Here is a 13,275-nt window from a genome sequence, read left to right on the forward strand (position 1 = left end):
CTCAAAAGAAAACCACTCGTTTTAAGAGTGGTTTTGATTTATATCATTATAACTTCTGATAATCATCGATTATGTTAATTGAATTAGAAAGGTACTATCAATTACTTATGGTTATTATCGTTTGTTCATGTAAATATAAATTTCAATATAAAATCAGCCGATGTGGTGTAATGGTTAAAAATTGGTTGATTTAATGTTTATATTTTTGATAATAGTTACTTGCTTTTTTTCTATTTCCGCACGTTTCCATATCGCACCATTTGCGTTTTCCAGCTTTTGATATATCAAGAAAATAACATATACAATTTTCATGGTGACACTGTCTAATTCTTCTAATGTCGTAATGTTTTAAAGTATTAATTAAATCATTAATAATAATATAAGTTATATTATCCTTTATAGTTTTACCTATATAAATTAAATCTATATTTTTATCATTATCTAAAAAATTAACAGTGATATTTGTGTCATTTATATATTTTTTTATTTTAGTTTTAATATTCTGTGAAAGTTCACCTTCGCTTTGGATACTAATTAAAACTTCTTTAGATAATCCTCTTAATTCTTTTAGCAAAGTAACTAATTCATCTGTTATAACATTTTCATTTGTATTTTGATTCACTATATTATTCTCTATTAACCAATTTAATATATCTGATTTACTAATAAATAAATCTATTTTTTTATTATCTTTAATAAATATCGTATTAACTAGGTTGATCCATGGTTTTCCACCAATAGTTAATATTTTTTTATCCATGTTATCACCTCAATCACATACTAACCTATAAAATATCGTTTTACAAGTTAGTTATTCAGGTGTATTGTATAACCTGTAAAAAGTTTTTAAGGAGTTATATGATAGGAGGAATTAAAATGACTACGTTTTATCAAAACCTTACTATACAAGGTATTAATATATTTTATAGAGAAGCAGGTAATCCAAAAGATCCGACTATTTTATTATTACATGGTTTCCCTTCTTCATCACATATGTATAAAAGTTTAATAGAAAAATTAGAAGATGATTATCATCTAATTGCACCAGACTATCCAGGATTTGGAAATAGTGACCAACCAAATATAGATGACTTTGAATACACATTTGACAACATTGCAAATATTATAAATGAATTTATAGAAACGTTATCTTTAGAAAAATTCAGCATATATGTTCATGATTACGGCGCACCAATAGGATTTAGATTAGCTACTAGGAATCCAAATAAAATACAAGCAATTATTAGTCAAAACGGTAACGCATACGAAGAAGGATTATTATCGGCTTGGGACCCAGTCAGAGAGTATTGGGAAAATCCATCAAATGAAAACAAAGAAAAATTAATAAAATTACTAACAGCTGACTTTACTAAATATCAATACATTGATGGCACAAGAAACCCTGATACTATAAGTCCTGATGGGTGGAATATGGATCAAAAAAATTTAGATAAACAAGGAAATCAAGAAATACAAATCAGCCTATATTATGATTACAGAAACAATTTAAAACTGTATCCAAAATGGCAAAATTATTTTAGAACTTACCAACCATCAACACTAGTAGCTTGGGGTAAAAATGATATGTTTTTTGGTCCTAAAGGTGCATTAGGTTTTCAAAGAGACATTGAGGACTGTGAAGTTCATTTATTTAACACAGGTCATTTCCCATTAGAAGAAGAGCTTACAACAAGCGCGTTTTTAATTAAAAACTTTTTAGACTCAAGATTAAAACAATAATTGTATAGAGGTTAACTCTTGTTTTTTAAGCCATCATAACCAAAGATAACTAAAATAATTGGCACCGCATCGTTAACAATAGTAAACGATGCTTATCCCAGTGTACAAACACTGACGTTAATGTTATAGGACATTAAATCATATATTGCATATTAATTTTTTTGAAATTAAGAGCCCAACCTCATTGCAGGTCAGGCTCTTTTCAATACGTTTAACTAAACAGTGTAGTTTTTATTTTCAAATCTTTTAACAAATAAGTTCAAAATTATACCAATTAAAATTATACCACTTGAAATAAAAGTTATTCTCACATATTCTACACCTGCATTTAATAACAATGTCCCAATGATTGCTCCTAGGAAATTAGCTACATTAAATACTGATGCTGCAAGGGTACTAGAAAGTAACGGCGCTTCTTTTGCACTTAATATAATTTTACTATTAAGCAACGGCACAGAACCGAAGTTTGCAAAACCAAACATAAAACAGATCACTATTGCTGTTACAGCAAATCCTAGCGCATACGTTAATAACATCAATGTAATTATTAAAAAGATAAATACATAAGATAAATATTTGGTTAAGTTCTCTTGAGAAGCTTTCCCTGATATGATATTCCCAATAACAGCTCCAATACCAAAAGCTAATAAACATAATGTTAAACCAGGTACATTAAACGGTGAAAATTGCTGAATCATTGGTTCCATAAATGTATAAGTGGTAAAAACACCAGAGTAACCAAAAATTACAATTGAAATAACCAACAGAAAGTATGGATTTTTAAATACTTTTAACTCTTGTTTTAAACTTATTTCAGAACTTAAACTTACATTAGGTATTACTTTAAACAGTCCAATTAAAACTATTACACCTATAGCAACAATAATGCCAAATACAATACGCCAACTTGCCACTCCGCCAATGAAGGCACCGAAAGGTACACCTAGCATTACTGCTATTGTTAGTCCAGCTTGAACTAAGGCTATAGCTCCAGTTTCTCTTCCTTTAGGAACAACAGCAGCACCCACACTCATACATACACCAAAAAATGGTGCGTGCATACTCGCAGATAAAAATCTTGATAACAATAACACATTAAATGTTGGTGCTAACATAGCTATCATATTACTGAATATAAAAATTAAAACAAGAATTGGCAATAATTTTTTAGGAGATACATTTAAAGTAAAGGATCTAACTATGGGACCTAACACAGCAACGCTTATAGCATAAACACTGATTAATAATCCAGCGCTCGATACAGAGATACTCATGTCTTTTGCTATTTGTGTTAAAAGTCCTGTAACAACATATTCTGTCATACCTATCGTAAAAGTACCCAACATAAATACGAAAAATAGCATTCTATATCCTTGTGTCTTATTCATTCCTCCTAAAAATAGAGAACTTAATTATATCAACTTAAAAAAGCAAGATTTCCATTCTACATATTTCAAGATTATGTTTCAAGAGTATTTGATAATAAATTTTTAAATCGTTCGTTGAAGATCTCTTGTAAAATGGAGTTTTTATTTGTACGATTAAAGCCTATGAGAATAGGTTTCTAAAATGATTCTTATTTAAAATTTTCATTTTTAAACGGTTAATAGGATATTTGTCGAAAAAGAAGTTATTATTATAAATTTTGTTAATATAGTAGGATATAGAATTCGAAATAATAAAGGGGAGAGATAAATGAATGATGTAGATCACACAATTCAAAAAATAGTAGAAGAAACAAAAGGATTGCCTGGCGTTATAGGAGTTGTGTTGGGAGGTTCTCGAGCAAAGGGTAATCATAGGCCGGATTCTGATATAGACATAGGCATCTATTATGATGAAACAAAAGGATTTAATACAGATAATATTTAAAAAGCAGCATTAAAAATTAACGATGAGAAAAAAGATAACTTAATTACATCCTTAGGAGATTGGGGAGAATGGATCAACGGCGGGGGATGGCTGCTTGTGAATGGTTACCATGTGGACTTAATTTTTCGTGATATTAAAAAAGTAAATGAAGTAATAAAAGATTGTTTATCAGGGGAAGTAACGATTCATTATCAAACCGGTCATCCTCATGGTTTTTTGAACGTTATGTATATAGGGTGAGTTAAGTATTTGTAAAATTTTAGCCGATCCACAAAACAAATTAAGTGAGCTTAAAAATAAGACTTTTCCGTACCCTCCTAAAGCTAAACAAGCGATAACTCAATTTTTTGCTTTTGAAGCTTCATTTTCTTTTATGTTTATCGAAGACAATATTAATAAAGACGATATTTCGTATATAATAGGGCATTTATTTAGATGCCTTTCTTGCTTGAATCAAGTTATTTTTGCGAAAAATGAAGTTTATTGTATTAATGAAAAGAAATCTGTAGCTATAATCAATAAATTTCCAATAAAGCCTAAAAATTATAAAAATCGAATCGACCATATTGTGTCCTCTCTTTCAATGGATGAATATAAAGCAAAGCAATCTATTAAAGAATTAAGAAAAATAATTGACGAAACCAATAGATTATAACCAATTGTTATTAAAAATACACTTTATTTTGAAACGATTAATAGACTGCTTATTCAATAAGGAGTCTTTTTTAATATGTTTTTGATAATCATCAATTAGATATATAGAAATTATACAATGAAGCTGTAATACTTTTTATTATATAAGAAGAAACTATTCGTTTCTAAACAGTAGATGTAACTGAAAAATTATTGCTAATAATTATATATTCACAGTATAATCGATTGTTTTTATATAGATATTGTCGAGTCATTCTTTTTGTAACCAATTATTATAAAGTAGAAAGGTGATGGATATGATTTTAAAACAATTAAATGATTCTATAGATTATATAGATGAAAATTTAACTACAAATTTAAGCTTACTTGATGTATCAAACTTTGTTGGTTTACCTGAACAGCATTATAGAAATTTATTTATATTTCTTTCAGGTATGAGTTTATCTGAATATATCAAAAAGAGAAAATTATATTTTGCTAATAAAGATTTATTAAATAAGTCTTCTGTAACTAATGTAGCTATAAAATATGGTTATTCGGTCGATGGATTTACAAGAGCCTTCAAATCTTGGAGTGGATATTTGCCATCTCAGATATATGAAAATCAAATTTTAATTTCATTTCCTAAACTTTCATTTTCTATTAATATCAAAGGAGGAATCGATATGAAAACAAGAATTGTAGAACAACCTTCATTCAATATAGTTGGTGTTCAGAAACGGGTTTCTATGCAATTTGAAGGTGTTAATGACGAAATAGTAAATCTAGCGGACAGCATCACAGATTCGCAAAAGAAAGAAATGTATAATTTACAAGATATTGAACCTAAGAAAATTGTAAATGTATCATATAATGCGGATGAAAATTTCATTAAAGAAGAAGGTTATCTAACGCATATGGTTGGAGTATTAACGACTCAAAATAATATAAGCAAGCAACTTGATGTTGTAAACATTAATGAAAGTAAATGGGTCGTTTTTGAAAACGAGGGTAAGTTTCCAAAAGTTTTACAAGACACATATGCTAAGATTTATTCTGAATGGTTACCAGATACAGAATATAAAGTGTCTGACATACCAATGTTTTCTTTTACTAAATTTAAAGATACAAATAAAGATATAGCATACAGTGAAATTTGGGTTGCGGTTAGTAACTAATCATTTTAATTTATATTAGTGTGAGTATTTTTTAAAATACAATTTTTAATGTTTTTGCACGTTTTAAGAGTGTTTCAAACTATCAATATCGTTTTTCATAGTAAACAACCATTTAAATTGTAACTTTTATTTCTAAACTTGCTTTCTAAAAAAAGTGATTTGATAGTATCAATATTAACAATGGTTAAAGATGAAAATATTATGAATAAAAAATTGAAAGTTGTTTTTAGGCTTTTTCATTATTAATAGCTTTCGTATTTAATTTACAACCTATGGCTGGTGCATCTGAAATGAAGAAAAAGATAAAGTAAAGGAGGTTATATATTATGTGGTTGCGTTTTTCTGTACAATTAATTATGTCTATTTTAATGTTTATCTTTATATATCAGCAAGTAAATCAAAGTCATTTTGATTTTTGGTTTATTATTTATTTTTTATTATTTATGGTTGTGGTTTTATTTTGGAAACCATCCTACAACAAAAAGTTGGACAGGCGTTTATGTTGAGAAAATCTATTTGCTAATAAAAGGTATTGGAATAAATCAGAAAAGCCCTAAAGAAAGATTTACTTAACAGTCTTTAGGGCTTTTCGTTGAGTTTACGTAAAGTGCTATCTATAGTATTTTGTGTTTTTAAAACATTATAACGATCCACTGCTTATTCATTTAGAATATTCCACACTTTTTGCGCTATTTCTTCGTTATATGCTATTAGTCCAATTTCTCTTGAATGATTTTCCAATTCTTTGATTAAAAGATTCATACTTTCAACTCGCATTATTAATGATTGAGGAATGATTGTTATGCCTTTTTCAGCTTTAACATTAGCCAATATGGACTCTAAATCACTTTTGTGTTCAATATTCATCTTAGTTTTAGAGAAATTTTTTTGTATAAAAGCTAAAGTATCACATGGTGGATTAAGTAGAAGTAGCTGTTCATCTATTAAATCATTAGAAAATATATTATTAGATAGTCTTAAGTTACTAGTTATTGGAAAAACCACCATATATTTTTCGCGATATAAAATATCACTATAAAGTTGACTATTTTCTGTAGCAGTTATATCTCCAATTATTACATCTATATCCCCATAATGTAGATGATCAAGTAAAATTTGAGTATTACTTTCAATTTTTATGGATAGATTTTCATTTATTATCTCCTTTTTTTGTTCAGCCCATTTATATAATGAAAAACTTGGTAATAACCCAATTCTAATTGTTGAATCTCCATTTTTTAAAGTTTGTGCTTTTAATTCATCTATATCACTTTTTATAGTCTTAACTTTATTCAAAACTAACTTACCATTTTCAGTTAGAAATATGCCTCGAGAAGTTCTATAAAACAAGTCACTTTCAAAATATTCTTCAATACTTTTTATTCTTTTACTAAGCGCTGGAGTACTGATATTAAGTATTTTAGATGCTTGATTAAGGCTTTGATATTCAGCAACTTTGATAAAATCTTCTATATATTCAATATTCATATATTACTCCCTCTGTTAACTTTTCTTTAATACCACTCTTAATATATTCATTATTCCATTAATTACAATATTATACTACGCTAAATTACATTAAATATTCGTTAGAAAGGGTTAAACCATGAAGAAAATTTGGATCTTAACGTTAGGTATGTTCGCCTTAGGGATGGATACTTATATTGTGGCAGGTCTATTACCTGATATGGGAAAAAGTTTTAATAAAAGTAGTGCTGAAATAGGACAAGGTGTTACTGTTTTTACATTGTTTTTTGCTTTATCTGCTCCCATATTTTCAACAATATTGGCTAAGTATTCTGTTAAAAACATACTTTTAATCGCATTACTGACCTTTGGGTTAGCTAATTTAGTTACTATGTTATCTTATAACTATTCGACGTATATCTTATCTAGATGTATTGCTGGACTAGGGGCAGGATTATTCTCTCCTATGGCAGTTAGTTCGGGAAGTTATTTAGTAAGCCAAAAAAATAAAGGTAAAGCATTGGCTTTTATAGTTGGCGGTATGAGTGTAGGAACTGTAATTGGTCTCCCTTTAGGATTACAATTAGCTAATTTAATTAATTGGAGGTTTGCCATAGGGTTAATTGTAATTGTAAGTATAGTTGCGTTCATTAGTATATATATTTTACTACCTAATTTTAAGATGCCTGCAGCACCTAACTTGAAAGATAGATTCTCACTTTTTATAGACTTACATGTATTAAGAGTGGTATCTGTAACTGTATGTGCTGCAATTGCCAGCTTGGGGTTATATACCTATCTCTCTCAAATTATAAGTGAAGCTGTTTCGCCACATTATATTACACTTTTTTTAACGACTTGGGGCATTGGAGGATTATTAGGAAGTTTTGGGATAGGTTTAGTCATGGATAAATTTAAAAACACTCAAATGTTGATGCTTATTGTTTTAGTTGTTTTAAGTATTAGTATAATGTTACTTCCTACTTTAATTAAAATATCAATTTTGGGACTTATTCCCTTCATACTATGGGGAGCTATGGGGTGGGCTACTCAAGCACCTCAACAGCATATATTATTAAAAAAGCATTCTAAACATGGTAGTGCATCTGTAGCTTTAAATAGTTCTTTAAATTATTTAGGTAGTGCTATTGGTGCTGCATTAGGCGGTTTATTACTTGTACAAGGAGGTTCTACTAATATATTAATTTATAGTGCATTTACTGTAGTTGTTTTAGGTATTATTATTCAATCAATAAATATTGTCATTGATAAAAATTAAAATATTAGTATTTATATGCTATTTAGCAGTTATATACTTTCTTTTTTAGATAAAACTAGCATTTTGCCTTCCTACGCACTATGATGTTATAATATAAATAACGAATAGAAAGTCCATAGATATACACCGAGCCCCAACCTATTGCCGTAGGTTGGGGCTCTTTATGTGATATGGATAGTCGCCTATTTATTGCGTTGGTTTAACCGATAGGTAAACCAAGCTACAATACATCCAGTTATCACAGGTGCAATAACCGTTACGAATAAAAAATCCACAGATGCTCACCTCCTTCCGTCGAAAATATCGCCGGAAGTTAAGGCGACTTCATTATTATATCATCTGAATTACTAATTATATCCTTCAATATAACCGTCTTCAGCACGTAAATGTAGGTGTGATTCTCCTTGTTTCGAACTTTCTTTAATTTCTTTTAGTTTTTCCTCGAAAGCACGGTTGTTAAGTGAAACTATTTTATCTTGTTTTACACAACTGTCATAATAATATAAAATACACCATTAATTAAATTTCGAAAATTATTAATGAGGGGGTAATGAATTATGAAAAGAATATCAAAAATAGGCTCTAACAACCAACATGAAGTCGATTTACAAATGAGACATGTGACTATTAAAATCAGTGCTATATATAAATTATTCTATCAATTAAATGATCTTTTATTAGGCATCATATTTTTGATTGGTAGTTTTTTCTTTTTTAACGAGAGCACAACTTTTTACGGCACAATATTATTTGTGATAGGTAGTATTCAAATGTTAATACGTCCTATTATTTCAATAATACATGATATACATATTAATAAAGTAATGGAAAATGAGAAAGAGTGAATATGATAGTTATGTAGATTCAACGATTAATAAATTTCACAATGAATCAATCTACCACTCTTTCAAAATTAAAGACTTTTTGAAATATAGGATTGTCTTCAACTGATTTTCTTGATGATTTCTCTGTAAAGATTTTCTCTACGCCAAATGTTTTTAAATTATCCAATTGTCTTTCTATATCTTAGTTAATTTCAAATTCATGATGATACGTTTTCCTAAAGTAAATCTTGAAATTGTAATAAAATGATTTATCTTATTTTATAACTCTACTCTTCCATACCTAACTCTTTCAATGCCATCTTTTCGTACGCCGATTCTCCTGATTCCATAGCAAACTCAGCAATAAACATTGGAAATACTGCATTGAGTTCTATAATATGTTCTTTCATTCGTGGCCATGTTTTTCCTCCAGCTTCACCATATGCTTTTATGAGTTGTTCTAATCCTTCGTCACCGAATATACGATGGTGTCCCATAAAATCCATTGCTGGATCGGAGTGGGTTGCTTCAGTCCAGTCTATGAGACCTGTAACGTTTGCATGTTTATCTACCATTATATGTCCTGGATGTAAATCTCCATGTATCATGGTCGCCTTTTGAGGCCATAGTTTGTCGTTTTTCAACCATTGTTTCCATCTATTCCATAATTCCTCTGATACGCCATAAGTTTCTTTAACTTTATTCATTCTTCTTTGAAAATCATTTTTTATTTCTTGTACAGTTTTGATATTTATATGATGTTTGTTAATGTTTTTTTCTGATATATTGTGTAAGTCTACAAGTGTTTCAGCTAATGTGTTAATAAAGTTTTCCGGCACTGGTTTGTGTTCAATTTCCCATACATAATTTTGTATTTCTGGATCTATTGTTGCCGCGGGTTTGCCAGTAAGCTTTGGATAAGCAATAAGGTCTTTTGCGTGTATTTTCCACATCGGTATTTCAAATAAAACATTCTTTTGCAAGAAGTCTAACATTTGTTTTTCGGATTTTGTTCGTTTATAAACATCATCTCTCCTTGGCAGTCTTAAAACCCATTCTACGCCATTTTCATCTTGTCCAAACGCAACTTGGAAATCTAATCCTGATTCATTTAAGGATATTGTTTGAGGTAGGATGTGTAATTGATATTTTTCTGCAATTTTAATAATTTCATCATGTTGAGTCAATTTATTTCTCCCTTATTTCTATTATATTTTTCTAATAAGCGTATTTTATGTTATATCATTATTGTTCTATGAAATAATCGAATAATGGATAAAAATTTAATAATCATTTTTCATTGTAGCGTATCTTACATATTGCGCGTTTTTATCGTCTCGAATAACTATATTCAGCTGGACTAAGTCTTTGCGCAATTGTTTTGCTTCATCCTCTTCGTCGTTTTTTAATGCTTGTTCACGTGCATACAAAAGTGCATTAATTTGATTAGAAAAATCTGGATGTCCTAATACCCACCTTTTGTATTGTTTTATAAAAGGATCTTCTTCTTTCCAAGGATAACGATGGTATAAAAAGGCATTTTTGGTAGTTTCTATTTTTGATTCAAGACTTTCTCGGCATAATTCGTTAGAGTATTTCCCTAAAATTATTAAAGTTTTTTTCTCAACATAAACAGCAGAAATATCACTTTTGTTAATGATTTTTTGTTCATCGCCAATTTGTAATTTTACAGCATCATCTGAAATTATTACTTTTAAAGATTCACTTAATATAAAAATAGATAAAATAATACCAGCAATGACGCCAATAATCATGGCACTAATTGAAAACCAGAAATTGTTACTGTGGGAGGCGAATATAAATAATTTTTCTAAAGGGATAAATGGTAATTTCAAAATCCATTTTGCAATTGTTGGTAAAAACCATCCAATTGTACCTCCCAATATCATAGGTATTAAAATAATCATTAACTTTTCAAACCTACTAAATCCTAGAATAGTTTTATTATGTTCCATACATTTCTCCTTTTCATTGAACTAATTTTAAAATATTTTGAACTATTTCTTCTTTATAACCATCTAATCTTTTTTGGGGAGATAACATGGATTCTGATATAATACCCTGAATCATTACTGTCATAATTTCTGGGTGAAAATCGCTAAAACAACCTGACATTTGACCTTTTATTAAAACATCTCTTAGTAAATTTTTTAATAAATCATCATCTTCGTCATCATCTAGCAAATAATAAGGTATGTTTTCGGAATTACGTGCATTGAATACAATTTCAATTAAAGCAATGTTGTTTTCCGGCTTTAAATACTGATAATCTAAACTAGCATTAATATAAGCGACTAATTGTTTAGGGATATTTTCTATAGACTTCACTTTTTCTTGTATATAATGGAATTCTTGTTGAATTAAATATAAAAAGGTATGTTGAATTAAATCGTCTTTACCCGAAAAATGATATGAAATAAGGCTCGTACTTATACCTGCTTTTTTTGCTATTTTAGATAAGCTTACTTTTTTATAACCTATTTCATTTAATGTTTTTATCGTTGCGTCCATCATTTGTTCTCTTCTTGCATCAGCAATGAAATATGCTTTTTCCATTATTTAGCCACCTTGATTGTATAATCTATTATTTGATTGATTAATCAATCAAATAATATCTTAAATGTTATTCGTAATTTTGTAAAGAACTTAAAAGTGTTTATATTTATATATCATCAAGTAAAAAAAGTCATTTAGATTTTTGGTTTATTATTTATTTTTTACTATTTACGGCTGTGGTTTTATTTTGGAAGCCTTCTTATAACAAAAAATAGGGCAGGCGTATATGCTGAGAAAATCTATATTGCAAAATTGAGAGTTATAGGGTGATAAATATTAATCTTAATCAATTCGGTAATAAGATTGGAAATTTGGTTTTAATAAATATCTATGAAAATAATAATCTAAATAGTTTGTTATCATTAGGTTTCATATTAGCTGGTTTATCTTTTATTTATGATATGTTTTTTAAACAAGCAACCACAAAGGTTGAAGAAAATGGACGGAAAGACTGATATGGATATTTATATTTGATTAGCATTTTGCATTCCTCCACTCTATGATGTTATAATACACTTAACAAGGAAACTAGCATGGATACACCAATCCCCTCACTACTCGCAATAGTGAGGGGATTTTTTGGTGTGGCTAGTCGCCTATTTATCATCGCGCTTGCGTAGCCAACGCGTAAATAACGCGATAATACAACCACTGATGACTGTGCCCGTGATCTGAACAAGGATTTCTAGCATAGATTAACACCACCTCTCTACGTCAATTTGACGCCTGAGAGATAGGCGACGTCATTATTATATCATCTGAATCACTAATCATACCCTTCAATATCACCGTTTTTAGCACGTAAATGTAGGTGTGATTCTTCTTGTTTCGAACTTTCTTTAATTTCTTTTAGTTTTTCCTCGAAAGCATGGTAGTTTTTTCTTTTTTAATGAAAGCACAACTTTTTACGGCACAATATTATTTGTAATAGGTAGTATTCAAATGTTGATACGTCCTATTATTTCTATAATACATGATATACATATTAATAAAGTAATGGAAAATGAGAAAGAGTGAATATGATAGTTATTTAGATTTAAAGAATTTATGATGATAATCAAAAAATGATGTGAGCATACTTGTATTTCGTGTTTGGCAAGATGAATATCTAAAAAGGACGCTCCTTGAGAATATTGATTAAAAGAAATTGCGGAGTTATATCATCAAGGAAGTGGCACAAAAATGAAGCAGAAAAATTAATTTTTAGAACATCAAAAAATTTAATTGAACAAAAAGATTATAGATCACGGACTTCAAACATTAGAAGAAAAAGTTAAATTGCTGGAAAACGATTAAGTGAATCGGAGAATTGTTAAATCAATTCGTCAAAACAAAAAGTCCTCACTTCTTTAATATGTCATGTACCCATTGCTTTAACGTTTGCTAGACTTAGTATTGATGATAGAGGTAAATTCTATAATTATGATAAATCATTATATGAAGGTGGCATATAACTACAGTACCTAAAATAGGTGAGTTGCTCATGTTAATTTCTGACACCTTAAAATAAAAATACACAGTTACAATATTACGTAAATAAGAAGTTAATTTTTTTTAATTTCAATGTTAAAATAACAAAGAACTTTATAAAATCGTTTGTTGTATATGATAAAAAAAGAAATTATTAACTGGCAATGAATTATAAATTATAGATAATCAAACAGATAAACTGAGGGAAACTCTTTTTGAATAATTAAAAGAACAG

The 13,275-nt window shown here is 28.8% G+C and carries 12 protein-coding genes and 3 pseudogenes; 6 read left to right on the forward strand and 9 right to left on the reverse strand.

What is annotated here, in order from left to right:
- Positions 1–190: 190 nt before the first annotated feature.
- Positions 191–760 (reverse strand): CGNR zinc finger domain-containing protein, encoded by a 570-nt coding sequence (locus tag FYJ81_RS10680; protein ID WP_119517732.1) that lies wholly within the window; start codon positions 758–760, stop codon positions 191–193.
- 116 nt (positions 761–876) lie between these two features.
- Between FYJ81_RS10680 and FYJ81_RS10685 the strand changes: the two genes are divergently transcribed.
- The gene (locus FYJ81_RS10685) at positions 877–1,740 is read left to right on the forward strand and encodes an alpha/beta fold hydrolase (protein ID WP_107523738.1); all 864 of its coding nucleotides are present in this window, start codon (positions 877–879) and stop codon (positions 1,738–1,740) included.
- A gap of 215 nt (positions 1,741–1,955) precedes the next feature.
- Here the strand turns inward: FYJ81_RS10685 and FYJ81_RS10690 are convergent, their stop codons facing one another.
- Complete coding sequence (locus tag FYJ81_RS10690; RefSeq protein ID WP_107523737.1) at positions 1,956–3,128, reverse strand: MFS transporter; 1,173 nt, start codon at positions 3,126–3,128, stop codon at positions 1,956–1,958.
- A 307-nt stretch (positions 3,129–3,435) separates the two neighbouring features.
- Between FYJ81_RS10690 and FYJ81_RS10695 the strand changes: the two are divergent.
- Both FYJ81_RS10695 and FYJ81_RS10700 read left to right on the forward strand, forming a co-directional pair.
- Positions 3,436–4,267 (forward strand): annotated as a pseudogene (locus tag FYJ81_RS10695) (nucleotidyltransferase domain-containing protein).
- Positions 4,268–4,562: 295 nt separating this feature from the next.
- Positions 4,563–5,423 carry an AraC family transcriptional regulator gene (locus FYJ81_RS10700; RefSeq protein ID WP_154409655.1) on the forward strand — a complete coding sequence of 287 codons (861 nt, stop codon included), beginning with the start codon at positions 4,563–4,565 and terminating at the stop codon, positions 5,421–5,423.
- Between the two features lie 657 nt (positions 5,424–6,080).
- On the opposite strand, the gene FYJ81_RS10705 is transcribed toward FYJ81_RS10700, so the two are convergent.
- Positions 6,081–6,911: a LysR family transcriptional regulator gene (locus tag FYJ81_RS10705; protein WP_107523730.1), complete on the reverse strand. Its 831-nt coding sequence runs from the start codon at positions 6,909–6,911 to the stop codon at positions 6,081–6,083.
- A 118-nt stretch (positions 6,912–7,029) separates the two neighbouring features.
- Here FYJ81_RS10705 and FYJ81_RS10710 point away from each other — a divergent pair, with 118 nt between their 5' ends.
- Positions 7,030–8,169: an MFS transporter gene (locus tag FYJ81_RS10710; RefSeq protein ID WP_107523731.1), complete on the forward strand. Its 1,140-nt coding sequence runs from the start codon at positions 7,030–7,032 to the stop codon at positions 8,167–8,169.
- Between the two features lie 182 nt (positions 8,170–8,351).
- On the opposite strand, the gene FYJ81_RS10715 is transcribed toward FYJ81_RS10710, so the two are convergent.
- The gene (locus FYJ81_RS10715; RefSeq protein ID WP_107360142.1) at positions 8,352–8,444 is read right to left on the reverse strand and encodes a type I toxin-antitoxin system Fst family toxin; all 93 of its coding nucleotides are present in this window, start codon (positions 8,442–8,444) and stop codon (positions 8,352–8,354) included.
- A gap of 336 nt (positions 8,445–8,780) precedes the next feature.
- Here FYJ81_RS10715 and FYJ81_RS10720 point away from each other — a divergent pair, with 336 nt between their 5' ends.
- Positions 8,781–9,014: a YrhK family protein gene (locus FYJ81_RS10720; protein ID WP_187345541.1), complete on the forward strand. Its 234-nt coding sequence runs from the start codon at positions 8,781–8,783 to the stop codon at positions 9,012–9,014.
- Between the two features lie 49 nt (positions 9,015–9,063).
- Here FYJ81_RS10720 and FYJ81_RS13340 read toward each other — a convergent pair.
- The 5 genes and pseudogenes from FYJ81_RS13340 to FYJ81_RS10740 all read right to left on the reverse strand — a co-directional run.
- Positions 9,064–9,192 (reverse strand): annotated as a pseudogene (locus tag FYJ81_RS13340) (recombinase family protein); the annotation flags it as partial.
- Positions 9,193–9,280: 88 nt separating this feature from the next.
- On the reverse strand, positions 9,281–10,180 hold the full coding sequence (locus FYJ81_RS10725; protein ID WP_119517950.1) for an Mph(C) family macrolide 2'-phosphotransferase: 900 nt from the start codon (positions 10,178–10,180) through the stop codon (positions 9,281–9,283).
- A 96-nt stretch (positions 10,181–10,276) separates the two neighbouring features.
- Complete coding sequence (locus FYJ81_RS10730; protein WP_107523739.1) at positions 10,277–10,969, reverse strand: YqeB family protein; 693 nt, start codon at positions 10,967–10,969, stop codon at positions 10,277–10,279.
- Positions 10,970–10,982: 13 nt separating this feature from the next.
- Positions 10,983–11,570 (reverse strand): TetR/AcrR family transcriptional regulator, encoded by a 588-nt coding sequence (locus FYJ81_RS10735; protein WP_107523740.1) that lies wholly within the window; start codon positions 11,568–11,570, stop codon positions 10,983–10,985.
- A gap of 596 nt (positions 11,571–12,166) precedes the next feature.
- Complete coding sequence (locus FYJ81_RS10740; protein ID WP_107523788.1) at positions 12,167–12,262, reverse strand: type I toxin-antitoxin system Fst family toxin; 96 nt, start codon at positions 12,260–12,262, stop codon at positions 12,167–12,169.
- Positions 12,263–12,452: 190 nt separating this feature from the next.
- Here FYJ81_RS10740 and FYJ81_RS10745 point away from each other — a divergent pair.
- Positions 12,453–12,587, forward strand: a pseudogene (locus FYJ81_RS10745) (YrhK family protein); the annotation flags it as partial.
- Positions 12,588–13,275 lie beyond the last annotated feature (688 nt).

The organism is Staphylococcus sp. McC-251-APC-3A2 (genome assembly GCF_009695665.1).
Taxonomy (GTDB): domain Bacteria; phylum Bacillota; class Bacilli; order Staphylococcales; family Staphylococcaceae; genus Staphylococcus; species Staphylococcus cohnii.